This is a genomic window from Streptococcus oralis, assembly GCF_965111685.1.
Classification (GTDB): domain Bacteria; phylum Bacillota; class Bacilli; order Lactobacillales; family Streptococcaceae; genus Streptococcus; species Streptococcus oralis_B.
Map to the genome: position 1 here is coordinate 104,014 of NZ_OZ217340.1, position 26,636 is coordinate 130,649.

Annotated in this window: 28 protein-coding genes and 2 pseudogenes; 22 read left to right on the forward strand and 8 right to left on the reverse strand. The window is 41.1% G+C overall.

What is annotated here, in order from left to right; all coding sequences use genetic code 11:
• Positions 1–31 precede the first annotated feature (31 nt).
• The 6 genes from ACLV7H_RS00635 to rpsD all read left to right on the forward strand — a co-directional run bounded on the left by ACLV7H_RS00635 (position 32) and on the right by rpsD (position 7,489).
• Complete coding sequence (locus ACLV7H_RS00635) at positions 32–1,408, forward strand: TrkH family potassium uptake protein (protein ID WP_411866087.1); 1,377 nt, start codon at positions 32–34, stop codon at positions 1,406–1,408.
• A 16-nt stretch (positions 1,409–1,424) separates the two neighbouring features.
• Entirely contained in the window at positions 1,425–2,090 is a 666-nt protein-coding gene (locus ACLV7H_RS00640; protein ID WP_411866088.1) for a potassium channel family protein, read from the forward strand.
• A 123-nt stretch (positions 2,091–2,213) separates the two neighbouring features.
• Complete coding sequence (locus ACLV7H_RS00645; protein WP_411866089.1) at positions 2,214–4,865, forward strand: SSURE domain-containing protein; 2,652 nt, start codon at positions 2,214–2,216, stop codon at positions 4,863–4,865.
• Between the two features lie 80 nt (positions 4,866–4,945).
• On the forward strand, positions 4,946–5,644 hold the full coding sequence (locus ACLV7H_RS00650) for a response regulator transcription factor (RefSeq protein WP_411866090.1): 699 nt from the start codon (positions 4,946–4,948) through the stop codon (positions 5,642–5,644).
• Positions 5,641–6,675 (forward strand): sensor histidine kinase, encoded by a 1,035-nt coding sequence (locus tag ACLV7H_RS00655; protein WP_411866091.1) that lies wholly within the window; start codon positions 5,641–5,643, stop codon positions 6,673–6,675. The genes ACLV7H_RS00650 and ACLV7H_RS00655 overlap by 4 nt, the downstream gene beginning before the upstream one ends.
• Before the next feature lie 202 nt (positions 6,676–6,877).
• Positions 6,878–7,489, forward strand: coding sequence for a 30S ribosomal protein S4 (gene rpsD / locus ACLV7H_RS00660; RefSeq protein WP_000092756.1), 612 nt, complete (start codon positions 6,878–6,880; stop codon positions 7,487–7,489).
• Between the two features lie 95 nt (positions 7,490–7,584).
• Here rpsD and ACLV7H_RS00665 read toward each other — a convergent pair.
• Positions 7,585–8,888 (reverse strand): annotated as a pseudogene (locus tag ACLV7H_RS00665) (transposase).
• A gap of 388 nt (positions 8,889–9,276) precedes the next feature.
• On the opposite strand from ACLV7H_RS00665, the gene ACLV7H_RS00670 reads away from it, so the two are divergent.
• The 4 genes from ACLV7H_RS00670 to ACLV7H_RS00685 are packed head-to-tail and all read left to right on the forward strand — an operon-like array spanning position 9,277 to position 10,436.
• Positions 9,277–9,462: a hypothetical protein gene (locus ACLV7H_RS00670; protein ID WP_012000319.1), complete on the forward strand. Its 186-nt coding sequence runs from the start codon at positions 9,277–9,279 to the stop codon at positions 9,460–9,462.
• A 1-nt stretch (position 9,463) separates the two neighbouring features.
• Positions 9,464–10,033: a hypothetical protein gene (locus ACLV7H_RS00675; RefSeq protein ID WP_000680531.1), complete on the forward strand. Its 570-nt coding sequence runs from the start codon at positions 9,464–9,466 to the stop codon at positions 10,031–10,033.
• A gap of 2 nt (positions 10,034–10,035) precedes the next feature.
• The gene (locus ACLV7H_RS00680) at positions 10,036–10,245 is read left to right on the forward strand and encodes a helix-turn-helix transcriptional regulator (RefSeq protein WP_000516405.1); all 210 of its coding nucleotides are present in this window, start codon (positions 10,036–10,038) and stop codon (positions 10,243–10,245) included.
• Positions 10,246–10,247: 2 nt separating this feature from the next.
• Positions 10,248–10,436 (forward strand): hypothetical protein, encoded by a 189-nt coding sequence (locus ACLV7H_RS00685; protein WP_012000320.1) that lies wholly within the window; start codon positions 10,248–10,250, stop codon positions 10,434–10,436.
• Positions 10,437–10,516: 80 nt separating this feature from the next.
• Here ACLV7H_RS00685 and ACLV7H_RS00690 read toward each other — a convergent pair.
• From ACLV7H_RS00690 to rpmF, 4 genes and pseudogenes are all read right to left on the reverse strand, one after another.
• A pseudogene (locus ACLV7H_RS00690) lies at positions 10,517–11,826 on the reverse strand (transposase).
• 203 nt (positions 11,827–12,029) lie between these two features.
• The gene (locus ACLV7H_RS00695) at positions 12,030–12,548 is read right to left on the reverse strand and encodes an HXXEE domain-containing protein (protein WP_045593931.1); all 519 of its coding nucleotides are present in this window, start codon (positions 12,546–12,548) and stop codon (positions 12,030–12,032) included.
• Between the two features lie 74 nt (positions 12,549–12,622).
• Positions 12,623–12,772 (reverse strand): 50S ribosomal protein L33, encoded by a 150-nt coding sequence (rpmG, locus tag ACLV7H_RS00700; RefSeq protein WP_001265622.1) that lies wholly within the window; start codon positions 12,770–12,772, stop codon positions 12,623–12,625.
• A 15-nt stretch (positions 12,773–12,787) separates the two neighbouring features.
• Entirely contained in the window at positions 12,788–12,970 is a 183-nt protein-coding gene (gene rpmF / locus ACLV7H_RS00705) for a 50S ribosomal protein L32 (RefSeq protein WP_000290417.1), read from the reverse strand.
• 230 nt (positions 12,971–13,200) lie between these two features.
• Between rpmF and ilvD the strand changes: the two genes are divergently transcribed.
• The gene (gene ilvD, locus ACLV7H_RS00710; RefSeq protein WP_411866092.1) at positions 13,201–14,904 is read left to right on the forward strand and encodes a dihydroxy-acid dehydratase; all 1,704 of its coding nucleotides are present in this window, start codon (positions 13,201–13,203) and stop codon (positions 14,902–14,904) included.
• A gap of 166 nt (positions 14,905–15,070) precedes the next feature.
• Here the strand turns inward: ilvD and ACLV7H_RS00715 are convergent, their stop codons facing one another.
• Positions 15,071–15,412 carry a metal-sulfur cluster assembly factor gene (locus ACLV7H_RS00715; protein ID WP_045594061.1) on the reverse strand — a complete coding sequence of 114 codons (342 nt, stop codon included), beginning with the start codon at positions 15,410–15,412 and terminating at the stop codon, positions 15,071–15,073.
• 123 nt (positions 15,413–15,535) lie between these two features.
• Between ACLV7H_RS00715 and ACLV7H_RS00720 the strand changes: the two genes are divergently transcribed.
• From ACLV7H_RS00720 to ACLV7H_RS00770, 11 genes are all read left to right on the forward strand, one after another.
• Entirely contained in the window at positions 15,536–16,387 is an 852-nt protein-coding gene (locus ACLV7H_RS00720) for a helix-turn-helix domain-containing protein (RefSeq protein ID WP_045594063.1), read from the forward strand.
• A 196-nt stretch (positions 16,388–16,583) separates the two neighbouring features.
• Positions 16,584–17,831 (forward strand): transporter, encoded by a 1,248-nt coding sequence (locus ACLV7H_RS00725; RefSeq protein WP_411866093.1) that lies wholly within the window; start codon positions 16,584–16,586, stop codon positions 17,829–17,831.
• 76 nt (positions 17,832–17,907) lie between these two features.
• Complete coding sequence (hisS, locus tag ACLV7H_RS00730; RefSeq protein ID WP_411866094.1) at positions 17,908–19,188, forward strand: histidine--tRNA ligase; 1,281 nt, start codon at positions 17,908–17,910, stop codon at positions 19,186–19,188.
• A 143-nt stretch (positions 19,189–19,331) separates the two neighbouring features.
• The gene (locus ACLV7H_RS00735; protein WP_411866095.1) at positions 19,332–19,538 is read left to right on the forward strand and encodes a helix-turn-helix transcriptional regulator; all 207 of its coding nucleotides are present in this window, start codon (positions 19,332–19,334) and stop codon (positions 19,536–19,538) included.
• A complete protein-coding gene (locus tag ACLV7H_RS00740) occupies positions 19,535–19,738 on the forward strand; it encodes a hypothetical protein (RefSeq protein WP_411866096.1) in 204 nt (67 codons plus the stop codon). The genes ACLV7H_RS00735 and ACLV7H_RS00740 overlap by 4 nt, the downstream gene beginning before the upstream one ends.
• On the forward strand, positions 19,735–20,085 hold the full coding sequence (locus ACLV7H_RS00745; protein WP_045594075.1) for a PspC domain-containing protein: 351 nt from the start codon (positions 19,735–19,737) through the stop codon (positions 20,083–20,085). The genes ACLV7H_RS00740 and ACLV7H_RS00745 overlap by 4 nt, the downstream gene beginning before the upstream one ends.
• An 18-nt stretch (positions 20,086–20,103) precedes the next feature.
• Positions 20,104–20,838, forward strand: coding sequence for a DUF3169 family protein (locus ACLV7H_RS00750; protein ID WP_411866097.1), 735 nt, complete (start codon positions 20,104–20,106; stop codon positions 20,836–20,838).
• Positions 20,839–20,847: 9 nt separating this feature from the next.
• On the forward strand, positions 20,848–21,489 hold the full coding sequence (locus ACLV7H_RS00755) for a lysostaphin resistance A-like protein (RefSeq protein ID WP_411866098.1): 642 nt from the start codon (positions 20,848–20,850) through the stop codon (positions 21,487–21,489).
• A 17-nt stretch (positions 21,490–21,506) separates the two neighbouring features.
• Entirely contained in the window at positions 21,507–21,737 is a 231-nt protein-coding gene (locus ACLV7H_RS00760; RefSeq protein WP_045594084.1) for a hypothetical protein, read from the forward strand.
• A 158-nt stretch (positions 21,738–21,895) separates the two neighbouring features.
• Entirely contained in the window at positions 21,896–23,659 is a 1,764-nt protein-coding gene (aspS, locus tag ACLV7H_RS00765) for an aspartate--tRNA ligase (protein WP_045594087.1), read from the forward strand.
• The gene (locus tag ACLV7H_RS00770) at positions 23,637–24,578 is read left to right on the forward strand and encodes a YitT family protein (RefSeq protein ID WP_411866099.1); all 942 of its coding nucleotides are present in this window, start codon (positions 23,637–23,639) and stop codon (positions 24,576–24,578) included. The genes aspS and ACLV7H_RS00770 overlap by 23 nt, the downstream gene beginning before the upstream one ends.
• Before the next feature lie 33 nt (positions 24,579–24,611).
• Here the strand turns inward: ACLV7H_RS00770 and ACLV7H_RS00775 are convergent, their stop codons facing one another.
• Positions 24,612–25,598, reverse strand: coding sequence for a LacI family DNA-binding transcriptional regulator (locus tag ACLV7H_RS00775; protein ID WP_045593716.1), 987 nt, complete (start codon positions 25,596–25,598; stop codon positions 24,612–24,614).
• Positions 25,599–25,607: 9 nt separating this feature from the next.
• The gene (locus ACLV7H_RS00780) at positions 25,608–26,408 is read right to left on the reverse strand and encodes a DUF1189 domain-containing protein (RefSeq protein WP_411866100.1); all 801 of its coding nucleotides are present in this window, start codon (positions 26,406–26,408) and stop codon (positions 25,608–25,610) included.
• Positions 26,409–26,636 lie beyond the last annotated feature (228 nt).

Consider the following 26,636-nt stretch of genomic DNA (forward strand, 5'->3'; position numbering starts at 1 on the left):
GTTCTTGCTGTTTTTATGGTAGAATGTAGTTATGTTATTCAAATCTTTTTTGGAAAAAATCAGGACGACACTGGGACGTTTATCGCCAGCCCGTCGCATCTTTTTAAGTTTTACTCTAGTGATCTTCTTAGGTTCTCTCCTTTTAAGTCTTCCCTTTGTGCAAGCAACAACGTCACAAGCGACCTACTTTGACCATCTCTTTACGACCGTGTCCATGGTCTGTGTGACAGGGCTCTTCACCCTGCCAGTGGCCTCTACTTATAATATATGGGGCCAGCTAATCTGTATGCTCTTAATCCAGATTGGTGGTTTGGGGCTCATGACCTTTATCGGAATCTTTTATATCCGTGGCAAGCAAAAGCTCAGTCTTCGTGGCCGTGAGACCATTCAAGAAAGTTTCGGTTATGGAGAAACCCAGTCTCTAAAGGACTTCATCCGCTCAATCTTTCTGACGACTTTTCTGGTGGAAGGAATTGGTGCCTTTCTCTTGAGTTTTCGCTTTATCCCCGAATTTGGCTGGGGGCGAGGGATTCTAACCTCTATCTTTTTGGCTGTTTCAGCTTTCTGTAATGCTGGATTTGATAATTTTGGAAGTACGAGTTTGGTAGCATTTCAAACGGATCCCTTAATCAATCTAGTGATTGCAGGCTTGATTATCACGGGGGGGCTAGGATTTATGGTCTGGTTTGATCTAGCGACCCAGTTTGGGAAGAAGAAAAAACGCCGTCTTCGCTTTCATACCAAGCTGGTTCTCTTTTTAACGGCGGGAATTCTGCTCTTTGGAACAGTATCGACTCTCTTAATTGAGTGGAATAATCCTGGAACGATTGGAAATCTCAGCGCTCCAGAGAAACTGCTGGTTAGTTTCTTCCAGACCGTCAGCATGAGAACGGCAGGATTTGCTTCAATTGACTACACCCAGGCTCGACCAGTTACCTTACTGATCTACATCTTGCAGATGTTTCTGGGAGGGGCGCCTGGAGGGACAGCAGGGGGGCTCAAGATTACGACCTTCTTTGTCTTGTTGGTCTTTGCTCGTAGCGAACTATTGGGCTTGCCTCATGCCAATGTTGCTCGGAGGACCATTGAACCCCGAACCGTGCAAAAATCTTTCAGTGTCTTTATTATCTTCTTGCTGACATTCTTGCTGGGCTTGATCCTGCTAGGGGTAACCGCAGAGGGAAATCCGCGCTTTATCTACCTCATGTTTGAGACTATTTCAGCGCTTGCGACAGTTGGAGTGACGGCAAATTTAACGCCGGAGTTAGGTAAGTTAGCCCTCAGCATCGTTATGTTGTTGATGTTTATCGGCCGTATTGGTCCCTTGACACTACTGGTCAGTGTAGCGGAATACCAGCCAGACAAGAAAGATACGATTCACTATATGAAAGCAGATATCACTATCTGATAAGAAAGGAAGAACGATGTCAGATCGGACAATTGGAATTTTAGGCTTGGGAATTTTTGGGAGCAGTGTTTTGGCTGCCCTAGCCAAGCATGACATGAATATTATTGCTATTGATGACCACGAGGAGCGTATCAATCAATTTGAACCAGTGTTGGCGCGAGGGGTAGTTGGAGATATCACGGATGAAGAACTCCTTCTATCAGCGGGGATTGACACCTGTGATACCGTAGTCGTCGCAACGGGTGAAAATCTGGAGTCCAGTGTTCTCGCGGTTATGCACTGCAAGAGTCTAGGAGTGCCGACAGTCATTGCCAAGGTCAAAAGCCATACAGCTAAAAAGGTGTTGGAAAAAATTGGTGCAGACGCAGTCATTTCACCAGAGTTTGAAATGGGGCGCTCATTGGCACAGACCATCCTCTTTCATAACAGCGTAGACGTCTTTCAGTTGGACAAGAATGTATCGATTGTCGAGATGAAAATCCCCCAATCATGGGTAGGTAAAAGCCTCAGTCAGTTAGATCTACGTGGGCGATACAACCTCAACGTATTAGGTTTTCGTGCCTACGAAAATGCTCCTCTGGATGTCCAATTCGGGCCCAATGACCTCTTGCGGGCAGATGCCTATATCTTGGCAGTCATTAATAACCAGTATTTGGACAATTTGACGGAATTGAACGTATAAAAAATTAATATAAGTATTTTATAAGAGGGATTTAAGAAAAATTTTAACTTTTTCTTAATCCTTTTTAATTTTAGGAGATTATACTAGAGTCATCAAAAAAAAGAAAACTCTAAGGAGAATCCTATGAAATTCAATCCAAATCAGAGATATACTCGTTGGTCAATTCGCCGTCTCAGTGTCGGTGTTGCTTCAGTTGTTGTAGCTAGTGGCTTCTTTGTCCTAGTTGGTCAACCAAGTTCTGCACGTGCTGATGTCGTCAATCCGACCCCTGCTCAAGTCGTACCAGACGCTGCTTCGGTGAGTGAAAAGAGCGACTTACCAGCAGAGGTTCTAAAAAAAGCAGTCGATGTAGCTCTTCCTTCAGAACAGTCTGTTCCAACACCTAAAGCAAGTGTGGATACGACAAGCTCTTCAGAAAAAGCGGACGAAACTGCTAAAGAGCCTGTAGTAGCGCCGAAAGAAGAAGTGCAAGCAGAACCTGACTCTAAGAAACAAACAGAAGATGCAGTTAAACCTATGGAAAGTTCTGAGTCTACAGTTTCTGGACAAGACCGTGAAGCCAGTGAAGCGCAACCAGCGACCACTCCAGCTGAAGTGCAAAAAGGTGTGGCTGACAACACTAAAGATACAGTAGATGTCCCAGCTAGCTACCTTGACAAAGCCAATTTTCCAGGTCCATTTACAGCTGGTGTCAACCAAGTCATTCCATACGAATTCTTCGCTGGTGATGGCATGTTGACTCGCCTTATCTTGAAATCATCTGATAAGGCTCCATGGTCCGACAACGGCTCAGCTAAAAATCCTGCTCTCCCACCAGTAGAAAAATTGGGCAAAGGCCTTTACTTCTATGAAGTAGATTTGGCAGGCACTCAAGGAAAATCTGATAAAGAGCTTCTAGATCTCTTGAAACAAAACGGCACTCAAAGTTATAAAGCTACCATCAAGGTGTACGGTGCAAAAGACGGCAAGCCTGACTTAACTAATCTGGTAGCGACTAAGGATTTGGATGTTAATTTGAATGGTTTGACCACTCCAGCTGAAGTTCAAAAAGGTGTGGCTGACAATACCAAAGACACAGTAGATGTCCCAGCTTCTTACTTGGATAGAGCTAATTTCCCAGGACCATTTACAGCTGGTGTCAACCAAGTCATTCCATACGAACTTTTCGCTGGTGATGGCATGTTGACTCGCCTTATCTTGAAAGCATCCGATAAGGCTCCATGGTCAGACAACGGCTCAGCTAAAAACCCTGCTCTCCCACCAGTAGAGAAATTGGGCAAAGGCCTCTACTTCTACGAAGTAGACTTGGCAGGCACCCAAGGAAAATCTGATAAAGAGCTGCTTGACCTCTTGAAACAAAACGGCACTCAAAGCTATAAAGCTACTATCAAGGTGTACGGTGCGAAAGATGGCAAGGCAGACTTGAGCAATCTGGTAGCGACTAAAGATTTGACTGTTAATTTGAATGGTTTGACCACTCCAGCTGAAGTGCAAAAAGGTGTGGCTGACAACACTAAAGACACAGTAGATGTCCCAGCTTCTTACTTGGATAGAGCTAATTTCCCAGGACCATTTACAGCTGGTGTCAATCAAGTCATTCCATACGAATTCTTCGCTGGTGATGGCATGTTAACTCGCCTTATCTTGAAAGCATCTGATAAGGCTCCATGGTCAGATAATGGTTCAGCTAAAAATCCTGCTCTCCCACCAGTAGAGAAATTGGGCAAAGGCCTTTATTTCTACGAAGTAGACTTGGCAGGCACTCAAGGAAAATCTGACAAAGAGCTGCTTGACCTCTTGAAACAAAATGGTACACAAAGCTATAAAGCTACTATCAAGGTGTACGGTGCAAAAGATGGCAAGCCTGACTTAACTAATCTGGTAGCGACTAAAGATTTGACTGTTAATTTGAACGCTTCAACCACACCAAATCAGGTTAAAGAGTCTGTTGTTAACAACATCAAAAATAGCATTGATGTTCCAGCTAGCTACCTTGAAAAAGCAAATGTTCCAGGTCCATTCTTGGCAGGTGTCAACCAGGTTATTCCATACGAAGCTTTCGGTGGTGATGGTATGTTGACTCGCCTCTTGTTAAAAGCCTCAGACAAAGCCCCATGGTCAGATAATGGTTCAGCTAAAAATCCTGCTCTATTGCCACTTGAAGGCTTGGCTAAAGGCCAATATTTCTACGAAGTGGATTTGAATGGCAACACGACAGGCAAAGAAGGACAAGCCCTTCTAGACCAACTTCGTGCCAATGGCACTCACACTTACCAAGCTATTGTCAAAGTGTATGGTTCTAAAGATGGAAAACCAGATTTGACCAATCTTATCGCAACTCGTCAAGTAACGATTCAGCTTCGTGGAAAAGAAATGGCGACAACACCATCTCAATCAGGTCAGATGAATACGAAGCCTTCTGAAACAGGCTCTAAAGGCACGACTGATGGTATGATGGGTACAAATCACCATATGTCAGATATGAAAGAAATGGCGACAATGCCATCTCAACCAGATCAGATGAATACGAAGCCTTCTGAAGCAGGCTCTACAGGTACGACTGAGAGTATGATGGATACAAATCACCATATGTCAGATATGGAGGTCGATCAACCAGCTTCTAGCCCAATGACTAATATGATGAAAAAAGATGATAAAGCGATGCTACCAAATACTGGGGAAGCTAAAACGGCTACAGCTGGCCTTGGTATCTTTGGTCTAGCCTTGGCAGGTCTTGTTGGACTTTTGGGTTTGACAACCAAACGAGAAGATTAAGATTCAAATCACTTAAACATTAGAGAAAATAGTGTTATACTAAAGCAAGTATAACACTGTTTTTATCGAAGGAGTGTCAGATGAAAAAGACAATTTTGATGGTTGATGATGAGATAGATATTCTAGATATTCAAAACCGCTATCTTATACAGGCAGGTTACGATGTTTTGGTCGCCCATGATGGTAAGGAGGGATTAGAACTTTTCAGAAAAAAATCTATTGACCTCATTATCACAGATATCATGATGCCCAATATGGACGGTTATGATTTTATCAGTGAAGTTCAGTATATCGCTCCGGATCAACCCTTCCTCTTTACAACTGCTAAGACAAGCGAACAGGATAAGATTTATGGATTAAGTTTGGGGGCAGATGATTTTATAGTCAAACCCTTTAGCCCACGCGAATTGGTTTTAAGAGTAAATAATATCTTGCGTCGCCTTAGCCGTGGAAGAGAGACCGAACAGATCGAATTTGGTGACTTGGTGATCAACCATGTGACTCATGAGGTTCGCATTGGGGATCAACCTTTGGAATTGACAGTAAAATCCTTTGAACTTCTATGGGTATTAGCCAGCAATCCTGAGAGAGTCTTTTCAAAGACGGAACTTTACGAGAAAGTATGGCAAGAGGACTATGTGGATGACACCAATACACTCAATGTTCATATCCATGCTTTGAGGCAAGAGTTGACCAAGTATACAAATTCAAATGCTCCTGCTATCAAAACTGTCTGGGGTTTGGGCTATAAGATGGAAAAACCAAGAGGTAGAAAATGAAATTAAAAAACTATATTTTAGTGGGGTACCTAGTGTCGACTCTACTAACGATTTTGGTCGTTTTCTGGGCAGTCCAACGAATGTTGATCGAGAAAAGTGAAGTTTACTTTTTAGTTGGAATGACCTTGATTGCTAGTTTCATTGGCGCTGCAGTGAGCATCTTTCTTTTGTCGCCTGTGTTCTCTTCTCTGAAACATTTGAAAAAACAAGCACAGGATATAGCCAGCAAGGATTTCAGCACAGAAATTGAAACCAAAGGACCATTAGAATTTCAAGAGCTGGGACAGGCTTTTAATGACATGTCCCACAATTTGCAGGCTACCTTTCAATCACTTGATGAGAGTGAGCAAGAAAAGAGAATAATGATTGCGCAGCTCTCTCACGATATTAAAACTCCCATTACCTCCATTCAGGTTACTGTGGAGGGAATTCTAGATGGAGTGATCAAGGAAGAGGAGCGGCTCCACTACTTAGCCACGATTGGTCGGCAAACTGAGCGTCTAAACAAGCTAGTAGAGGAATTGGATGTTTTGACTCTCAATACACAACCTCAAGAAACTGCTGATGAAGAAGTCGAAGAGGTCTTTTTAGATCAGCTATTGATTGAGTCCATGAGTGAATTTCAACTCCAGATTGAACAAGAGGAGCGGGATGTTTACATTCAAGTATCACCTGAGTCGGCGAAAATCAAGAGCCATTCTGACAAACTTTCTCGCATTTTAGTCAATTTGTTAAACAATGCCTTTAAATATTCAGAACCAGGAACCAGAATCGAGGTTCTTGCCCAATTAACAGAACAAGAGCTAACAATCAGTGTGAAAGACGAGGGTCAGGGGATTCATCCTGAGGATTTGGAAAAGATCTTTAAACGACTTTATCGTGTAGAAACTTCGCGCAATATGAAGACAGGTGGGCATGGCTTAGGTCTTGCGATCGCACGCGAACTAGCCCATCAGCTTGGTGGCGAAATCACAGCAGAAAGTCAGTATGGCTTAGGAAGCAAGTTTACATTCAGCCTCAATTTGAAATAAAGGCGTAAAATCCCTTTACAAATCTAGCTTTTCATGGTACAATAGCCTTTGTGTGAAATAGCAGCAGGAAAGCATGAAGCTCGTCAACAGGTGTCTTATGACAAGTAACCTTGGCTGTTTAGGCGAAGGGCATCTGCACGAATCAGGGCTTTCTAAGTGACTATTTCCACCGAAATATTATTTATATCAGGAGGACATACACATGTCACGTTATACAGGACCATCTTGGAAACAAGCTCGTCGCCTTGGCCTTTCGCTTACAGGTACAGGTAAAGAATTGGCACGTCGTAACTACGTACCAGGACAACACGGACCAAACAACCGTTCTAAATTGTCAGAATACGGTTTGCAATTGGCTGAAAAACAAAAACTTCGTTTCACTTACGGTGTAGGTGAAAAACAATTCCGTAACTTGTTCGTACAAGCTACAAAAATCAAAGGCGGAATCCTAGGTTTCAACTTCATGCTTCTTTTGGAACGTCGTTTGGATAACGTTGTTTACCGTCTTGGCCTTGCGACTACTCGTCGTCAAGCTCGTCAATTCGTAAACCACGGTCACATCCTTGTTGACGGAAAACGCGTTGATATCCCATCATACCGCGTAACTCCAGGTCAAGTGATCTCAGTTCGTGAAAAATCATTGAAAGTTCCAGCAATCCTTGAGGCAGTAGAAGCTACTCTTGGACGTCCAGCATTCGTATCATTCGACGCTGAAAAATTGGAAGGTTCATTGACACGCTTGCCAGAACGCGACGAAATCAACCCAGAAATCAACGAAGCACTTGTCGTTGAATTCTACAACAAAATGCTTTAATTTTAAGAAATATCTTACAGAAAGCCTACAACAGTGGGCTTTTTGCTTTGTCTTGAAAAACGGTTCTTTGTCAACTGTAGTGGGTTGATAAAAAGTCACAACCTGGAGAGGACCAAATTGGTTCTCTCCTTTTTGATATTCAAAGCAATGAGAATTCTCGTTTTAAAATTTTCAAAGTTCCGGAAGCCAAAAGCATTTCGCTTAATGACTTTGATGAGGATATTTGTGGCCTCAAGTTTTGCGTTTGAGTAGGGAAGTACAAGTGCATTAATGATCTTATCCTGATCTCTCAAAAAGGTCCTAAAAATGGTCTGGAAGATTGGATTGACAGAAGAAATAGTTTCCTTGATTAATTCAAAGAAATAATCAGCGTGCTTCTCTTGAAAATGAAAGAGTAAAAGCTGATAGAGTTCATAGCGATCTCTAAGATCTTGAGAGTAAGAGAGAAGTTTTTCAAGAATCTCTTTATTGGTTAAATGCGACTGAAATGTTGGACGATAAAATCGTTTACTGCTCAGCTTATAGTTATCCTGTTGAATGAGTTTCCAGTAACGTTTCAGTGCTTTATATTCGTGCGATCTTCTATCAAACTGATTCATAATTTGGATGCGTACGCGATTCATTGCTCGACTGAGATGCTGGATAATATGAAAGCGATCGAGAACAATTTTAGCGTTTGGGAGTGAAACAGTCTGGGAGACTGTTTCAGCCTGAGCCTAGAAATTCGAAAGCGAAGTTGTTTAGCCAAGTCATAGTAGGGACTAAACATGTCCATGGTAATGACTTTCACGCGACTTCTTACCTGTCTAGAATACCGGAGGAAATGATTGCGAATAGTTGCTTGAGTTCGTCCATCTAAGATAGCTAGGATCTTTCTTGTATCGTAGTCCTGTGCAATAAAACTCATCTCTATCTGCCGATTGAAACAGTCACTTCCCTGACTGTTTCCACATCCCAACTCAAGTGTTCTGGAAGGTGGTTAAGATCAGTCTTAAATTTGAATTTATGTAACTGTCGAAGTGGAGACAGATAAACTTTCGGAGATAGCTGTCATAGGGATTTTCTCAATCAATTTTTGAGTGATTTTCTGTTTGACGATGGTTGAGATCTGGTGATTCTTCTTGACTAAGGAAGTCTCTGCGACGGCTATTTTTCCACAGTCTGTACAGCGGAAACGGCGTTTTCTCAATCGAATGAGAGCACATTCGAGGTAGGGGATTTTGGATTCTTTTTGGAAGTCATATTTAGCCATTTGTCCTTGACAGTTGTGACATTTAGAGGCAGGATAATCGAGCTTAGCAATGACTTCTTTATGCGTTCCAGTATCAAGATAATCTAAGATAATAATATTTTTGTCATTCATTCCAAGTATGTTTGTGATAAAATTTAATTGTTCCATAAGATTCTTTCTAATGAAGGTTTGGTCACTTTTTCATTATAGATCTTATGGGGCTTTTTTCTACAACAAAATAGACTCCATAATTCCTACAGTGGGTTTACCCACTACAGAAATTATAGAGCCTGAAACCAACGTTTCTGGGCTTTTTTCTTGCTTAAACCATTCTTCTGGATGAATTTTGTCTGATTGAGAAAAGATTAGAAAATATCTTTTGATTTAATACTTGTATTCTCTTTTTTAATGTGATATAATTATAACATAGAGGTGAGATATTTATAACAAATGCTACGGTCACCAATCCTTTCTCACAAGAAAATCTGCCATTAGGCACAAGCCTAAAAATTTTACTGTTCAATGTGAACTATTTCTAACAAAGGAGGAACACATCATGTTTAAATCACAAAAAATAGGGCTCATCATTTCGACACTGATGACTAATCTTTCCATTATTAGCTACGTTTTTCTAGCTACAAACCTCAGTCTTTTGGCTAAAATATTGATTAGCCTTACACCAATTATCGGTAGTGCCATTGGATTTTCTGCCTTCTACTTTAAAGACAGGAAAGAAGAATAAGATGAAACACATCAAAAAATGGTTAATTTGGACTTGGTTACCTGTTATGCTACTACTGTGGCTATTAACTCCGCCAAGTAATTCCCCCTGGATAAAACACACTGTTTTTCTAGTCACGATTACCATGCAAGGACTTATTTTCTGGCTTGTTTCCAAGGCACAATCTCAAGAAGACGAGGAAAAGTATTTTGGACTGACAGAGAAGTTATATGGTATGACCTTATTTACCGCTATGGCCATTTACACTAAAGGTATCTGGATAATCACACCAGCTACTAGTCCTATCTGGCTGAAACACCTTTTTCTAGGTTCTGGCTTGTTTGTCCTCATTCTTTGCTTTCTCTATTTTGCATTAAAAAAAGTTGATGAACAAGCAGACGAGCGTTTCTATATGAACTTGGCAAAGGCAGCCTGCACAACCCTGGTACTGATAGTTCTATCTCTGATAGTGTTGAGCATAGTAACATTTTTCCTTCCCTTCACCCTAAGAACAGGCATGGTTTTGATTTTTACTGCATCCATGATTGTGTTTTTTGACCTGTTTTTCCTCATATTTGAAAAGAGGGGGTAGATATGGGAAAAATTCTAACAAACTTAAAAGCCATCCGAGAAGATGCCCGCATGACCCAGCAAGAATTGGCGGATAAGATTGGTGTACGACGGGAAACTATTCTCCACTTAGAGAATAATCGATATAACCCTTCACTTGAAATGGCGCTTAAAATCGCACGCGTCTTTGGCATGTCCGTTGAAGATATTTTCCGCTTAAATGAGGAGGTCTAGTCATGAAAAATCAAATTTGTACCCACTGCGGTGCTGATCAATTTGTCGTAAAAAAACAACTGAAAGGTTATGCAGGATTAGTCAGTGAAGAGGCTAAATTCGTTTCAGGAGGTATTGCCCTCTATCATGAAATTTGTCAAAATTGTGGTACTGTTCATAGAAGTTTTGTGAAGGATGTTGAGAAATTATAAGCGATTCTAATTGTGGTTTTAAATATGCTAAAAAGGCCTAGAAAATCAGCTCTTTGTCAACTGTAGTGGGTTGAAGTCAGCTAAGATCTAGAAAGGACGAATTTCGTCCTTTCTTTTTTGATGTTCAGAGTGATAAAAATCCGTTTTTTGAAGTTTTCAAAGTCCCGAAAACCAAAGGCATTGCGCTTGATGAGTTTGATGAGATTATTAGTGGCTTCCAATTTGGCGTTGGAATAGGGTAATGGGAGAGCGTTGACGATTTTCTCTTTATCTTTGAGAAATGTCTTAAATACAGTCTGAAAAAGAGGATGAACCTGCTTTAGATTGTCCTCAATAAGTCCGAAAAATTTGTCAGGCTCTTTATTCTGAAAGTGAAAAAGCAAGAGCTGATAGTGGTGTTTCAAGTCTTCTGAATAGCTCAAAAGCTTGTCTAGGATTTCTTTATTGGTTAAATGCGACTGAAATGTTGGACGATAAAATCGTTTACTGCTCAGCGTATAGTTATCCTGTTGAATGAGTTTCCAGTAACGTTTCAGTGCTTTATATTCGTGCGATCTTCTATCAAACTGATTCATAATTTGGACACGCACACGACTCATAGCACGGCTTAGATGTTGTACAATATGGAAACGATCTAGAACGATTTTAGCGTTTGGGAGTGAAACAGTCTGGGAGACTGTTTCAGCCTGAGTCTAGAAATTTGAAAGCGAAGTTGGCTAGCCAAGGCATAGTAAGTGCTAAACATATTCATCGTAATGAGTTTCACCTGACAGCGAACGGCTCTATCGTATCGCAGAAAGTGATTTCGGATGACAGCTTGTGTTCTTCCCTCAAGGACAGTGATGATATCGAGCTTTTTAAAATCTTGCGCAATGAAACTCATCTTCATCTCCCGATTGAAACAGTCACTCCCCTAACTGTTTCAACATCCCAAGACATAATCTCAGGAAGATGAGAAAAATCATGCTTAAAGTGGAAGTCATTAAGCTTGCGAATGACAGTTGAAATGGAAAGCTGATGGGCAATGTCGGTCATAGAAGTCTTTTCAATCGACTTCTGAGCAATCTTTTGATTGATAATACGAGGGATTTGATGATTTTTCTTTACTAGAGGAGCCTCAGTGGCCATCATTTTCGAGCAGTGATAGCACTTGAAACGACGCTTTTCATAAGAATTCTGGTAGGCATACCAGTTGTTTCGAGGTAAGGAATCTTAGACAGTTTTTGGAAGTCATATTCTTCATTTGATTTCCGCAATCAGGACAAGATGGGGCCTCGTAGTCCAGTTTAGCGATGATTTCTTTGTGGGTATCCCTATTAACGACATCCATAATTTGGATATTAGGGTCTTTGATATCGAGCAGTTTTGAGATAAAATGTAATGGTTCCATATGATTCTTTCTAATGAGTTGTTTTGTCACTCTTCATTATAGATTTTATGGGACTTTTTTTCTACAACAAAGTAGGCTCCATAATATCTATAGGGGATTTACCCACTACAAATATTATGGAGCCTAAAAAACTATAGAACACTTCTTAACTGTGAAGGAGGATAAAAAAATTCCCTGCAAATTGAAATTGCAAGGAACTTTCGTTAATGGTAATGGATGAGCCAGGTGGAATACTTTTTCCCAAGCCAGAGAGCAAAGAGGAGATTGATGACGACGATGCCTGAACCGACCAGTGAAAATAGGAAAAATTCGCTAGTCGAAACCTGCCACAAATGCACGATGTCTGTAATCAAATAAGCACTGACAGGAAAACAAAGGATAGAAGTGATGAGAGCAGGGATATACTTACGGAGAAGAATTGATTGTCCAATATGGAGCAAGAGATGGAGTGCAAAGGCCACAAATCCTCCTAACCAAACTAATTCGAGCGCTCTAGATTGAGTAAAATACGCTAATAAAGTGATGGATAAGACAATGATAAACTCCTCAAAAACAGCAAGGGCAAATCCCTCTGTTGTAATTCCTTTGTGAATCTTGAGAATAGCTGGAGCCTTTTGAGCCAGCAAGGTTTCGTTGAGATGAATCCAAGGGACAAGACCGATAATTTCTTCCATATCGTGAAAGATAAAGAGTAGAGGGAACATCCAAAGATAAAATGTCATAAATCTCTCCTGAAAAGCTATAGATTGCTAACCAATAAAGCAAAAAACGCCCAGTAAGGCGTTTTGAGTTATGCTTATTTAACCTCTGTAAACACAACGTGTTTGCGAAGTTTTGGTGAGTATTTCTTCAATTGAAGACGGTCTGGAGTGTTACGTTTGTTTTTAGAAGTAAGGTACAAGCGTTCACCAGATTCTTTGTGTTCAAGTGTAATATTTACGCGCATGGTATCTCCCTTCTATTATTCAGCTGATGCAGCTTTAGCGATCTTACGTCCTTTGTAGTATCCTTTAAGTGATACGCGGTGAGAACGTGAGTAATCTCCAGTAGTTTCGTCAAAGTTTACAGATGGAGCTGTTACTTTGTAGTGTGTACGACGTTTGTTTTTCTTCGCTTTTGAAGTGCGACGTGCAGGTACTGCCATTTTGATTTCTCCTTTAGGTATTTAAATTCGATTCAATCTAGTGATTTTCATCAACCATACTAGGATAACACATTTTTTTTGTAAAGTAAAGTTACTTGACAAAAAAAGATGAAAAAATTAGAAGTCATTCAATCAAATTAATCGAAATTTTCTGAAAATTCAAGAATTTTCTTCTGTTCATTGCCTTTAAAATGTGCTATAATAGTAAAAACTGAAATGGGAGGGATAAGATGACTGAATTAGATAAACGTCACCGCAGTAGCATTTATGACAGCATGGTTAAATCACCAAACCGTGCCATGCTTCGTGCGACTGGTATGACAGATAAGGACTTTGAAACACCGATTGTGGGAGTGATTTCGACTTGGGCGGAAAATACACCATGTAACATTCACTTGCATGATTTCGGAAAATTGGCTAAAGAGGGTATCAAATCGGCAGGTGCTTGGCCTGTTCAGTTTGGTACCATTACCGTAGCGGACGGGATTGCCATGGGAACGCCTGGTATGCGTTTCTCTTTGACATCTCGTGATATCATTGCGGACTCTATTGAGGCTGCGATGGGTGGTCACAACGTGGATGCCTTTGTCGCTATCGGTGGCTGTGACAAGAACATGCCTGGTTCTATGATTGCTATTGCCAATATGGATATTCCAGCTATTTTCGCCTATGGTGGAACCATTGCACCGGGAAATCTTGATGGCAAAGACATTGACTTGGTTTCTGTCTTTGAGGGAATCGGAAAATGGAACCACGGTGACATGACAGCTGAGGACGTGAAACGTCTTGAATGTAATGCCTGTCCTGGCCCTGGTGGTTGTGGTGGTATGTACACAGCTAATACCATGGCGACTGCTATCGAAGTTCTAGGGATGAGCTTGCCAGGCTCTTCATCTCACCCAGCTGAATCAGCTGACAAGAAAGAAGATATCGAAGCAGCAGGACGTGCTGTTGTTAAGATGCTGGAGCTCGGACTCAAACCTTCAGATATCTTGACTCGTGAAGCCTTTGAAGATGCTATTACTGTGACAATGGCTCTCGGTGGTTCTACAAATGCCACTCTTCACTTACTCGCTATTGCCCATGCGGCTAATGTTGACTTGTCACTTGAGGACTTCAATACGATTCAAGAGCGCGTTCCTCACTTGGCCGACTTGAAACCTTCTGGTCAGTATGTCTTCCAAGACCTCTATGAAGTCGGTGGTGTGCCTGCAGTTATGAAGTACTTGCTGGCGAATGGTTTCCTCCACGGAGACCGTATCACATGTACTGGTAAGACAGTTGCTGAAAACTTGACCGACTTTGCAGACCTCACACCAGGTCAAAAAGTCATTATGCCACTTGAAAATCCAAAACGTGCAGACGGTCCGCTTATTATCTTGAACGGGAACCTTGCCCCTGATGGCGCGGTTGCTAAAGTATCAGGTGTTAAAGTGCGTCGTCACGTTGGACCAGCTAAGGTCTTTGACTCAGAAGAAGATGCTATCCAGGCTGTTCTGACAGATGAAATCGTTGATGGCGATGTTGTCGTTGTTCGTTTCGTTGGACCTAAGGGTGGTCCTGGTATGCCTGAGATGCTGTCACTTTCATCCATGATCGTTGGTAAAGGTCAGGGAGACAAGGTTGCCCTCTTGACAGACGGACGTTTCTCTGGTGGTACATATGGTCTGGTTGTCGGACATATTGCCCCTGAAGCTCAGGATGGTGGACCGATTGCTTACCTTCGTACAGGTGATATCGTTACGGTTGACCAAGATACCAAAGAAATTTCTATGGCCGTATCCGAAGAAGAACTTGAAAAACGCAAGGCAGAAACAACCTTGCCACCACTTTACAGCCGTGGTGTCCTCGGTAAATATGCCCACATCGTATCATCTGCTTCACGCGGAGCCGTGACAGACTTTTGGAATATGGACAAGTCAGGTAAAAAATAAACTCATACTCTTCGAAAATCAAATTCAAACCACGTCAACGTCGCCTTGCCGTACTCAAGTACAGCCTGCGGCTAGTTTCCTAGTTTGCTCTTTGATTTTCATTGAGTATCAAAAAGCAAGCCATCTTCGGCTTGCTTCTTTTTATCTTCAAAAGTGATTTGCCTGCTTAACGAGGTGGTAGTCCAAGGGCAATGCGTCCGTAGCGACTGATTCGTGTAATCTTCCAGGCAGGAGACCAAGTGACTTCAACCTTGACATCTTCGATACCCTCGATTTGTTTTAGACCTGCGACGATTTCGATAGGCAGGCTTTCGGCGCAATCACAGGCAGTATCGGTGAAGGTCATGACAATCTTACAGAGACCTGTTTCATCTAGAGTGATTTCATAAATCAATCCTAGATTGTAAACATCCAATTCCACATCTGTATCAAAAACCTTCTCTAGTTTTTCGATAATTTGGTCTTGTAAGGCCAAAGCGCGGTCATTGATTTTGATATCGTCTCTCATAACAGTCCCTCCACGTGATAAATATCCTCTATTTTCTCATAATTCTGACAATTTGGCAAGTTTTTGATGAATTTTCTGAAAAATATGATAAAATGAAGAAAATACTCAATTAAGGGGAAGTCTATGGAGCAGATTGGAAAAGTCTTTAGACAATTACGAGAGTCAAGAAATATCTCGCTGAGACAGGCGACTGGGGGACAATTTTCGCCGTCCATGTTGTCCCGATTTGAAACAGGTCAGAGTGAACTTTCGGTGGAAAAGTTTTTGTTTGCCCTAGAAAATATATCTGCGAGTGTGGAGGAAATCCTCTTTCTAGCGAGAGGTTTTCAGTATGATACAGATTCTGAGTTGAGAAAAGAAATCACAGATATCTTGGACCCAAAGAACATAGCACCTCTTGAGGATTTGTATCATAAGGAGTATCAAAAGCATGCCCATTCTCAAAACAAACAGAAACATATTCTAAATGCCATTATGATCAAGTCTTATATGAAGGGCATGGATGAAACGGTAGAGTTAACAGCAGAGGAAGGAAAAGTCCTTCACGATTACTTGTTTTCTACCGAGATTTGGGGGAACTATGAACTCAATTTGTTCTCAGTCAGTTCAAATCTCTTATCTGTTTCTCTTTTCACTAGGTATGTTAGAGAGATGGTACGCAAATCCGATTTTCTAATGGAGACGAAGGGAAACCGAAACCTTTTTCATACGATGCTACTAAATGGATTTTTGGCTAGCATTGAGTGTGAAGAATTTACCAATGCCTATTATTTTAAACGTGTTATCGAAGAACATTTCTACAAGGAAAACGAGACCTATTTCCGAATTGTCTATTTGTGGGCGGAAGGTCTCCTTGATAGCAAGCAAGGCAGAGTTAAGGAAGGACAAAAAAAGATGGAAGATGCTGTCCGTATTTTTGAGATGCTTGGTTGTAACAAATCTGCCGAATACTATAGAAACACGCCTGATTGTTGAATATCTGCAAATTAAGAAAATGATTTAAAATTTGAAGCGATAGAACTCCAGACCTCTTTCAGGTCATTAAAGGAGTTCTATCGCTTTTTTATTATTTTGTGTGTTGCATATATTCAAAAAATTTTTTCGCTAATTCATAAGTGCTATACTGTAGTCATACTTCATATAGAACTTAGAGCAAGAAGGGAGATTTTCTATGAAATTATTGTTTAGAAATCAAGCTTATCGACTGTTGACTTTGTCACGATTCTTCAATGCTTTTGGTGCTTCGATTTTTAACCTGGTATTTATCGTCTATGCATCGACCTTGCCACAAGCATCTTTTGCGGTTGCTGTAGCAAATATTGTGATGATTCTTCCGACTCTCTTTACAGTTTTTGTAGGGATTCGGGCAGATTACACGAGGGACAAGGTCAAATGGATGGTCTACAGCGGTTTGTTTCAGGCAGTTTTATTTTTTCTAGTAGCTTTAGTTGTTCAGCAAGCTAGTTTATTTGCCTTTTCTAGCCTGTGTTTAATCAATGTCATTAGTGATATAATCAGTGATTTTGCTGGTGGTTTGCGCATGCCTCTTATTAAGGAAAAGGTAGCTGAAAATGATTTGATGGAGGCTTATTCTTTTTCCCAGTTTATCACCTATATTTCAGCTATTGGTGGTCAAGCTTTCGGAGTCTGGCTCTTAGGGCTATCGATCAATAATTTTTCTCTCGTTGCGGGAATCAATGCCTGTTTTTTCCTAGTATCAGCGGCTATTCTCTTTTTAGGAAAAAGCAAATTAAGCCTGTCGATTTCATCTGCTGATGGTGAAATCCTAAAAAATGAGAAGCTTTCTATCAAAGACCAATTTCTAACGATTTATCGAAATTTACGCCTTGTTTTTCTTAAAAGTGGACAGAAAAACTTTGGTTTTATGCTCTTTGCTGTCTTGCTTATCAATGCCTTGGGTGGTGCTTTGGGAGGCATTTATAATATCTTCTTTTTGAACCATTCTCTTTTAAACTTTTCTTACACAGAGGCGTTATTTATCGAGCAATCCTGTATTTTATTAGCACTTATCGTCAGTAGCCTTACAGGCAATGATTATTTTGGGAAGCAGTCCCTGCCTAGATTGATGATGTGGGCGACCGTAGGACTTAGTTTAGTTGGTCTGGCGAATGTATTCAATCAAGTCGTGCTTGGTTTGCTATTCCTCTTTCTAACTCTGTATGTGTCTGGTAAAGTTCAACCAAAGATTAGTACTATGCTCATGAAAAATCTAGCTCCAGAGGTTCTAGCTCGTACCAGTAATTTTTTAGGTCTATTGTTTACCTTATCCATACCTGTGGGAACAGCCTGCTTTTCACTTGTAGCCGTATGGAATATGCAGTTGACTTGGATCTTATTTGTTGGTCTTTCTTTGCTGGCTATCCTTTTGACAAGTCTTAATCTCAAAAATGATATTTGAATCCTAATTTTTTCTCACTGTTTTAATCCCTCTATTTATGGTAAAATAAGACTATTAAGTTTAAAGAGGATTCCCTATGAAATTACAAAAACCAAAAGGAACGCAGGATATTTTACCTGCTGAGTCTGCTAAGTGGCAGTACGTTGAGGGCTTTGCCCGTGAAATTTTCAAGCGCTATAACTATGCAGAAGTGCGTACGCCTATTTTTGAGCATTACGAGGTCATCAGTCGCTCTGTCGGAGATACAACGGATATCGTAACCAAGGAAATGTACGATTTCTATGACAAGGGTGACCGCCATATAACTCTTCGTCCAGAAGGAACTGCGCCCGTTGTCCGTTCCTATGTGGAAAATAAACTCTTTGCTCCAGAAGTGCAAAAGCCAAGTAAGTTCTATTACATGGGTCCTATGTTCCGTTATGAGCGTCCGCAAGCAGGACGTTTGCGCCAGTTCCACCAGATCGGTGTTGAGTGCTTTGGTTCTAGCAATCCAGCTACCGATGTGGAAACCATAGCTATGGCAGCTCACTTCTTGAAAGAAATCGGCATTCAAGGTGTCAAATTGCATCTCAATACTCTTGGAAATCCTGAGAGCCGTGCGGCCTATCGTCAGGCCTTGATCGACTATTTGACACCACTCAAGGAGACCTTGTCTAAGGATAGCCAACGTCGTTTGGAGGAAAATCCTCTTCGTGTTTTAGACTCTAAGGAAAAAGAAGACAAGGTGGCAGTGGAGAATGCGCCGTCTATCTTGGATTTCCTTGATGCAGAAAGCCAAGCTCACTTTGATGCTGTGCGTCAGATGTTGGAAAATCTTGGAGTAGATTACATCATTGATACCAATATGGTGCGTGGTCTGGACTACTACAACCACACCATTTTCGAGTTTATCACTGAGATTGAGGGCAATGACTTGACGGTCTGTGCGGGTGGTCGCTACGATGGTTTGGTTGCCTACTTTGGTGGCCCTGAAACTGCAGGCTTTGGCTTTGGACTTGGTGTAGAGCGCCTGCTTCTCATTCTTGAAAAGCAAGGTGTGACTCTCCCTATCGAAAACGCTCTAGATGTCTATATCGCAGTCTTGGGTGAAGGAGCAAATGTTAAGGCCTTGGAGTTGGTACATGCTCTTCGCCAACAAGGTTTCAAAGCAGAGCGTGATTACCTCAACCGGAAGCTTAAAGCTCAGTTCAAGTCCGCCGATGTCTTTGCGGCTAAGACTCTCATTACCCTAGGTGAAAGTGAAGTCGAAAGCGGACACGTCAAGGTCAAGAATAACCAAACACGAGAAGAAGTTCAAGTGTCGCTTGATGCTATTAGCCAAAGCTTCTCAGAAATCTTTGAAAAATTAGGCTTTTAATGGTAGAAAAACTGGTCAGGAAAACATTCCTGACCTTTTTATTTTGCAAAATGACAAAAATCATAAACTTTTTGACAAATATAATTGTCAAAAAGAAAAAGATGTGTTACAATGTAAGCAAGTTAAGAGAAAAGGAGAAAGGAATGCTTAAAAATCGTTTAAAAGAGCTTCGGGCTCGCGATGGTCTCAATCAGACCGAACTAGCCAAGCTGGCAGGGGTTTCCAGACAGACCATTAGCTTACTAGAACGGGACGAATACACCCCATCAGTTGTGATTGCCCTGAAGATTTCGAAGATATTTAATGAACCAGTCGAGTCGGTATTTCGTATAGAGGAGGATGAGGAATGAATAAGTATAAAGTGATTTATTATCTTAGTATTCTTGTGTTTATTGCAAATATCTTTGTTATGATTGGAAGTCTATTTGGTTGGTTTACAATTGTTGAAAGTAAATACCTCTTCTGGATTAATATAGTGCTACTATTAGTCTTTAGATGGGTAGAGAGAAAGATAAAGTTTAAAGAGGTCGTAAAAGGAGAAAAGTTATGAAAGAGTTTTTAGCGGGTTTTCAAGTCGATACTGAGAACAAAGAATTTGCCGGTGTTTGTGCAGGTTTAGGAAATTATTTTAACATTCAAGCCAATATCGTTCGTTTGGTGACATTCTTGTTGTTTCTCTCTTCTACGGAGATTGGGATTATAACAGTAACTCTCTATGCCTATCTAGCAGGTTGGCTTGGGAATGAGCCATTGGGAGATGGAGCAAAAAAAGCAAGAAACCAAGCTATTCTCTTATCTGTTGTTTGTTTGCTTTTGGTGTCGCTTGGAGCAGAAGGTTTGACAGCTATTTTTGAATCAGGGAAAGCATTTGGTCAGTGGTTAGTTGGATTGGTTTAGTTTAGAAAGAGTATGAATATGAAAAAGAAACGTGGATTGTTATTTTTAATGGCTTTGATCTTGGGAGGCTTCTTGGGCATGTTTGCAGGGATGTTTAAGGCCTATACCGAAAACTATGGAACCATTTTAGATGTCAAAACCGTGATTCCATGGATATCATCTATTTGTTTACTGTTAGGTTTCATTAGTATGTTTTTGACTTTCGATTTCTTAAAGAAAAGCAGAAAATTTCACTCCTTGTATCAAGAGGAAATGGATGATGATCTGAATGAAACCTATTATGTACAAATGTATCGTAATCTCGAGTTTGGAACTATTGCTTTTAATAGTGCAGGCGTAGCGATTTTTTTGGCTCTATTCATTTCAGGAAGTGAAGTAATTGTACTAAATGTAAGCCACCTAACCTTATCTCTTTCTTTTTTGGCATTAGTGATGATTTTCAGTGCTCAAAAATATCTCTATAAGACCATTGCGATCGTTCGCCAGTTTGATTTGGCATTTTTCTCTACACCAAAGGATGTCTTGGACTACGTAAACTCCTATGATGAAGGGGAGCGTCAGGCTAATTTGGAACAAAGTTTTCGAATTTTATTCCAATTAAATCAGTATGTCTTACCAGGTCTCTATTTTTTGATTGCTATCTTTTCTTTATTGACAGGAGAGATTCAGTTACTAGCCTTCTTGCTTGTAGGAGCGATCCATATTTATATCAATGTGATGCAATTACCTATGGTAAAACGTTATTTCAAATAGGAGGAACATATGAACTTACTTAAAAATCTTGGCTGGTTTCTTCTAGCTATTCTATCCTTTTTCTTTGGCTATGGTCTGGTTCAGAGTATGGCGCTGTCATCTCTTGACCTAGGGGCTTCAATCTTTGGAGTTTTACCACTTTATATCGCCCTGTCAGGGGCCTATGTTTATGGAGTTTACAGATGGTATCAGACAGAAAAGGTTAGCATCCAGACGACGGTTTTTAATCGTTATATTTGGTTGCCAACTCTGGTTTTGCTAGTGGCGATTACAGCCCAGTTCTTTTTGCCAGATGATCCGTCGGTCAATCAACAAATCGTATCTCAACTGACAGTGGCTCAGCCTGTATTTGGTTTCTTTATGGTGGTAGTCTTTGCTCCTCTGACGGAAGAACTGATTTTTAGAGGGATGTTAGCGCGCTATCTCTTTCCTAAGCAGGACAATAGCAAACAGACAGCTCTGTTTCTCCTTATATCGAGTGTCCTTTTTGCCTTGATTCATTTTCCAGGGACTTTGCAACAGTTTTTAGTTTATGCTAGTCTGGGATTGAGTTTAGGACTGGCTTATGTGAGCCGAAAAGGCCTTCTTTACAGCATTTCTTTACACGCTTTGAATAATTTAATCGGCTTTTTGATGATACTCATGCTATAATAGAGTCAGGAGGTCACATGAAACGAGTAATTTTATTAGCAGTGATACAGGCGGTCGTTCTCTTCTTTATTATCGGGGCACTTGCCTATGCCTTTAAAGGCGATTTCTTTTACAACAATTTAGCAGTGATTTTTGCACCTATTGCAGGAATTATGCGCTTTGCGACGGCCTATGCAACAGCGATTGTTTTGCCTAAAAAAGCGGCTGAAATCGCAGAAAAACGTAAAGAAGGTCAAGAATCAAAATAAGAAAATCCGATGGTTTCTTCATCGGATTTTTTGATGTTGTCACGATTTTTTAGCTCTTCGTTTTGATTTTTACAGACAATAAAACTTTTCTGCTGATTTTCATGAAGAGCCTGCGCTTTTATGGTAAAATAGTAACAGAATAAAAGAGGAGAGAAAACATGAAACGTAGTATGTATGCTGGTCGTGTTCGTGAGGAACACATCGGACAAGAAATGACCTTGAAAGGATGGGTTGGCCGTCGTCGTGACCTAGGTGGTTTGATCTTTATCGACCTTCGTGACCGTGAAGGAATCATGCAGTTGGTTATCAATCCAGAAAAAGTTTCCGCTGAAGTCATGGCAACAGCTGAAAGCCTTCGTAGTGAGTTTGTCATTGAGGTGACTGGACAGGTTGCAGCACGTGAGCAGGCCAATGATAAATTGCCGACTGGTGCGGTTGAATTGAACGTGACAGCTCTGGCAGTGCTGAATACAGCCAAAACAACACCTTTTGAGATTAAGGATGGCATTGAGGCAAATGACGATACACGTTTGCGTTATCGTTACCTTGACCTTCGTCGTCCAGAAATGTTGGAAAATCTCAAACTTCGTGCCAAGGTGACTCATTCCATCCGTAACTACTTGGATGAGTTGGAGTTTATTGATGTGGAGACGCCATTCCTTTCTAAGTCAACACCAGAAGGGGCGCGTGACTATTTGGTTCCATCTCGTGTCAACAAAGGGCATTTCTACGCTCTTCCTCAAAGCCCACAAATCACTAAGCAATTGTTGATGAATGCTGGTTTTGACCGTTACTACCAAATCGTCAAATGTTTCCGTGACGAGGACTTGCGTGGTGACCGTCAGCCTGAGTTTACTCAGGTCGACTTAGAAACGTCTTTCCTTAGTGAGCAAGAAATCCAAGATATCACAGAAGGCTTGATTGCGCGCGTGATGAAAGAAACCAAAGGCATCGAAGTAACGCTTCCATTTCCTCGTATGAAATACGATGATGCGATGGCTCTTTACGGTTCTGACAAACCAGATACTCGTTTTGACATGTTGCTTCAGGACTTGACAGAAGTGGTTAGAGGTGTTGATTTCAAAGTCTTTTCAGAAGCACCTACCGTTAAAGCCATTGTGGTCAAAGGAGCAGCAGATAACTACTCACGTAAAGACATTGACAAGATGACTGAAGTAGCCAAACAATATGGTGCCAAAGGTCTTGCTTGGGTCAAGGTGGTTGATGGAGAATTAAACGGACCAGTTGCCAAGTTCTTGACTGGTATCCAAGCAGAATTGACTGCAGCACTTGGTCTTGAAGATAAGGATTTGGTTCTCTTTGTGGCGGATACGCTTGAAGTGGCTAATGCAACCCTTGGTGCCCTTCGTGGTCGTATTGCTAAAGAGCTTGGCTTGATTGATAACGACAAATTTAACTTCCTCTGGGTAGTTGACTGGCCAATGTTTGAATGGTCTGAAGAAGAAGGTCGTTACATGAGTGCCCACCATCCGTTTACCCTTCCACAGGAAGAAACAGCTTACGAATTAGAAGGTGATTTGGCTAAAGTTCGTGCCATTGCTTATGATATCGTCTTGAACGGCTATGAGCTTGGTGGTGGTAGCCTTCGTATCAACCAAAAAGACCTTCAAGAACGGATGTTCCAGGCTCTTGGTTTCTCAGCTGAAGAAGCAAATGACCAGTTTGGTTTCCTTCTTGAAGCCATGGACTATGGTTTCCCACCACACGGTGGTTTGGCGATCGGTCTTGACCGTTTTGTCATGTTGCTTGCAGGAGAAGAAAATATCCGTGAAGTCATTGCCTTTCCTAAGAACAACAAGGCAACTGACCCAATGACACAAGCTCCATCAACAGTCGCTCTCAAACAACTAGAGGAACTCAGCTTACAAGTAGAAGAAGATGAAACAAGCAAAACAAATTAAGCGGTGGCGCTATTATCTGCGTCGCTTTGCTTATCAGATAAAAATCTTACGAGTTTTACAAAGTATCTCTCGGGAAAAATATGATGAGAAAGTATCGGCTTCTCTGGTTTATGGCTTTTTGTCAGCAGTAGCAGTCAATTTCTTTTTTCAACCAGGGCACGTTTACTCCAGTGGTGCAACGGGTCTGGCACAGATTATCTCTGCCTTGAGTAATCACTGGTTTGGTTTTTACATTCCGATATCGTTAACCTTTTATGCTATCAATTTTCCGTTGATGATTTTGGCTTGGTATCAGATTGGGCATAAGTTTACAATCTTTACCTTTATCACAGTATCCATGAGTTCCCTCTTTATCCAGCTTGTGCCAGTTGTGACCTTGACAGAGGATCCCATTATCAATGCCCTTTTTGGGGGCGTTGTCATGGGTTTGGGGATTGGTTTTGCGCTCCGTAACAATATTTCTAGCGGAGGTACAGATATCGTCAGTCTGACCATTCGAAAGAAAACGGGTAAGAATGTCGGCAGTATTTCTTTCTTGGTAAATGGAACCATCATGCTGACAGCAGGTTTGACCTTTGGTTGGAAATACGCCCTTTACTCCATGATTACCATCTTTGTCTCCAGTCGTGTGACAGACGCGGTCTTTACAAAGCAAAAACGCATGCAGGCCATGATTGTGACCAATAATCCTGACAAGGTAATCGAAAAAATCCATAAAAAATTGCACCGCGGAGCAACCATGATCCACGATGCAGAAGGAACTTATAATCATGAGAGAAAAGCAGTCTTGATTACAGTTATCACACGGGCAGAGTTTAATGATTTTAAACACATTATGAAACAGGTTGATCCGACAGCCTTTGTCTCTGTATCCGAAAATGTCCACATCCTAGGACGATTCGTAGAAACAGACAATTAATAATACTCAAAAGACCAGCCTTGGAGCTGGTCTTTATTTTTCGATAATTTTGTGGGCAATCAACTGACGGTAACAAATCTGTTTATTGTTTTTAGCATCGTTGATGATCTGGAGAATGGTTTCAAAGGAAACGCGCCCAAGTTCCAGGCTATTGATATCGACATAAGCCACGAGGTCAAGTCGAGGATTGACAGAGTCAAAACTCAAGACGGGAACATTTAATTGGTGTTTACTGATGTAGTCACAAACCCCTTCAGCTAGAAGGCTGTCGGTTGTGATGATGGCATCAATCTGCGGATCGTGATTGAACAGGAGTTCACTGAACTGATATCCTTTTTCTTCTAGAAATTCGGTCGCAAAGTAGGTTAAGTTGGTATCAATCGGAAGTTGGTGTTGTTTGAGTGCGGACTCATAGCCAGTTAGACGATCTTGCGTTACGAAGAGTCGCTTTGTACCCCCGATGAAGGCAATTCGTTTGCATCCTTTTTTGATGAAATACTCTGTCGCATCAAAGCCAGCTTGGACATTGTCATTATCAACAAGAGGGATAAAGGGTGAAGTAGATTTTCCGAGAATGAGGAAAGGGAACTGCTCATCGGCTACTAGCTTGACCAGAGGATCTTCTTCTTCAGCGTAGAGAAAAATCAAACCGTCAACACGCTTGCCATAAACCATCTGAGAAATCGCGTTGAGACGTTCTTTCTCATCTTTCCCCGTTGCAATCTGAATAGCGTAGTGGTTTTCAGACGCGACTTGGGCGATACCACGAAGGACAGATGGGAAGAAAGGATTTTGGTAGAAGGCATCCGAGTCGTCAGGCAATACCAAACCAATAACTTGAGTATAGCTACTTACCAAGCTACGAGCATTGAGATTGGGATGGTAGTTGAGTTCCTTCATAGCCTTGCGAACTCGTTTTTTGGTTTCATCACTAATTGTTGATTTATTTTGAATAACGCGGGTAACAGTTGAAGGTGAGACACCTGCTGCTTTAGCCACATCTTTAATCGTCACGGGCATAAAAATCTCCTATTTATGATAATCTGGATCGCGGTAATGTGTTTTATAAAAGATGGTGACCAGATAAAGAACAAAAAGAATGTTTTGTACAGTGATAAGGGTTGTCATATTTTGGCCAAAAAGTCCCAGAATAAGTGTAATCAAAGTAGGTAATCCTAAACAGTTCAAGATAAAATGGTAGCACTCTTTAAAGCTCCTAAATGAAAAGAGGCGTGATTTTTTGGTGATATAAAGGAGAAGACTAGCTCCAAGAGAGACAATGAAGAAATTCAATCCGAAAAGGAAGCTAGCACCAAGGACGAGAAAGAGACTGATATAGACACGGTTCTGTTGGTACCAGTCTTTAGAAATGGCCTGGGTAAGATCTTCCTTACTCTGGAAACTCTCCGTTTGAATGGCGTGGTAGCGAATGCGAGTCAGTTCCTTGCTTTCCTTACTGATGACGAGTTCTTCCGTATCAAAATGAAGTTGTAGGTCCTTTGGCAAATCTTTGTTTTGGCTTGGACCAATCAAAAGAGAAGGCTGCTGATTCTTCGTACCTGAGTAGTTCAGCTTTCCATCAACGATTTGTGCATTCTCTGACAAGTCCATGATTGCTTCATCTGTCAGTGGAGTGTAGACATTATCGATAAAGGTATCCAGTGGATACGTCTCCTGAGAGCTGTTTTGAATGGCAATTGGAACCATAGACAAGCTGATGAGGAAAATGCTAGTAAAGAGGAGTTGAAACCAGTTGAGTCCGAAACGTTTTGACAGGGGCTTACGAAATCCCCAGATACTAGAGAAATACGAGAATGGATATGGAAGCATAGGCATCTTTCTAAAAGTGTTTTCTATATGAGTATTATTATATAGAGAAATGTGCTTTATTTCAAGTCTAGGAGATAAATTGCTTGTTGCAAGAATATTATTTACAGTAACAATCGCTAATACTCAATGAAAATCAAAGAGCAAACTAGGAAGCTAGCCTCAGGTTGCTCAAAGCTCAGCTTTGAGGTGGGAGATAAAGCTGACGTGATTTGAAGAGATTTTCGAAGA

Bases quoted from the DNA above. Each gene is read 5' to 3' on its own strand.
- ACLV7H_RS00635 (WP_411866087.1), top strand. From the start codon at position 32: ATGTTATTCAAATCTTTTTTGGAAAAAATCAGGACGACACTGGGACGT.
- ACLV7H_RS00640 (WP_411866088.1), top strand. From the start codon at position 1,425: ATGTCAGATCGGACAATTGGAATTTTAGGCTTGGGAATTTTTGGGAGC.
- ACLV7H_RS00645 (WP_411866089.1), top strand. From the start codon at position 2,214: ATGAAATTCAATCCAAATCAGAGATATACTCGTTGGTCAATTCGCCGT.
- ACLV7H_RS00650 (WP_411866090.1), top strand. From the start codon at position 4,946: ATGAAAAAGACAATTTTGATGGTTGATGATGAGATAGATATTCTAGAT.
- ACLV7H_RS00655 (WP_411866091.1), top strand. From the start codon at position 5,641: ATGAAATTAAAAAACTATATTTTAGTGGGGTACCTAGTGTCGACTCTA.
- rpsD (WP_000092756.1), top strand. From the start codon at position 6,878: ATGTCACGTTATACAGGACCATCTTGGAAACAAGCTCGTCGCCTTGGC.
- ACLV7H_RS00670 (WP_012000319.1), top strand. From the start codon at position 9,277: ATGTTTAAATCACAAAAAATAGGGCTCATCATTTCGACACTGATGACT.
- ACLV7H_RS00675 (WP_000680531.1), top strand. From the start codon at position 9,464: ATGAAACACATCAAAAAATGGTTAATTTGGACTTGGTTACCTGTTATG.
- ACLV7H_RS00680 (WP_000516405.1), top strand. From the start codon at position 10,036: ATGGGAAAAATTCTAACAAACTTAAAAGCCATCCGAGAAGATGCCCGC.
- ACLV7H_RS00685 (WP_012000320.1), top strand. From the start codon at position 10,248: ATGAAAAATCAAATTTGTACCCACTGCGGTGCTGATCAATTTGTCGTA.
- ACLV7H_RS00695 (WP_045593931.1), bottom strand. From the start codon at position 12,548: ATGACATTTTATCTTTGGATGTTCCCTCTACTCTTTATCTTTCACGAT.
- rpmG (WP_001265622.1), bottom strand. From the start codon at position 12,772: ATGCGCGTAAATATTACACTTGAACACAAAGAATCTGGTGAACGCTTG.
- rpmF (WP_000290417.1), bottom strand. From the start codon at position 12,970: ATGGCAGTACCTGCACGTCGCACTTCAAAAGCGAAGAAAAACAAACGT.
- ilvD (WP_411866092.1), top strand. From the start codon at position 13,201: ATGACTGAATTAGATAAACGTCACCGCAGTAGCATTTATGACAGCATG.
- ACLV7H_RS00715 (WP_045594061.1), bottom strand. From the start codon at position 15,412: ATGAGAGACGATATCAAAATCAATGACCGCGCTTTGGCCTTACAAGAC.
- ACLV7H_RS00720 (WP_045594063.1), top strand. From the start codon at position 15,536: ATGGAGCAGATTGGAAAAGTCTTTAGACAATTACGAGAGTCAAGAAAT.
- ACLV7H_RS00725 (WP_411866093.1), top strand. From the start codon at position 16,584: ATGAAATTATTGTTTAGAAATCAAGCTTATCGACTGTTGACTTTGTCA.
- hisS (WP_411866094.1), top strand. From the start codon at position 17,908: ATGAAATTACAAAAACCAAAAGGAACGCAGGATATTTTACCTGCTGAG.
- ACLV7H_RS00735 (WP_411866095.1), top strand. From the start codon at position 19,332: ATGCTTAAAAATCGTTTAAAAGAGCTTCGGGCTCGCGATGGTCTCAAT.
- ACLV7H_RS00740 (WP_411866096.1), top strand. From the start codon at position 19,535: ATGAATAAGTATAAAGTGATTTATTATCTTAGTATTCTTGTGTTTATT.
- ACLV7H_RS00745 (WP_045594075.1), top strand. From the start codon at position 19,735: ATGAAAGAGTTTTTAGCGGGTTTTCAAGTCGATACTGAGAACAAAGAA.
- ACLV7H_RS00750 (WP_411866097.1), top strand. From the start codon at position 20,104: ATGAAAAAGAAACGTGGATTGTTATTTTTAATGGCTTTGATCTTGGGA.
- ACLV7H_RS00755 (WP_411866098.1), top strand. From the start codon at position 20,848: ATGAACTTACTTAAAAATCTTGGCTGGTTTCTTCTAGCTATTCTATCC.
- ACLV7H_RS00760 (WP_045594084.1), top strand. From the start codon at position 21,507: ATGAAACGAGTAATTTTATTAGCAGTGATACAGGCGGTCGTTCTCTTC.
- aspS (WP_045594087.1), top strand. From the start codon at position 21,896: ATGAAACGTAGTATGTATGCTGGTCGTGTTCGTGAGGAACACATCGGA.
- ACLV7H_RS00770 (WP_411866099.1), top strand. From the start codon at position 23,637: ATGAAACAAGCAAAACAAATTAAGCGGTGGCGCTATTATCTGCGTCGC.
- ACLV7H_RS00775 (WP_045593716.1), bottom strand. From the start codon at position 25,598: ATGCCCGTGACGATTAAAGATGTGGCTAAAGCAGCAGGTGTCTCACCT.
- ACLV7H_RS00780 (WP_411866100.1), bottom strand. From the start codon at position 26,408: ATGCTTCCATATCCATTCTCGTATTTCTCTAGTATCTGGGGATTTCGT.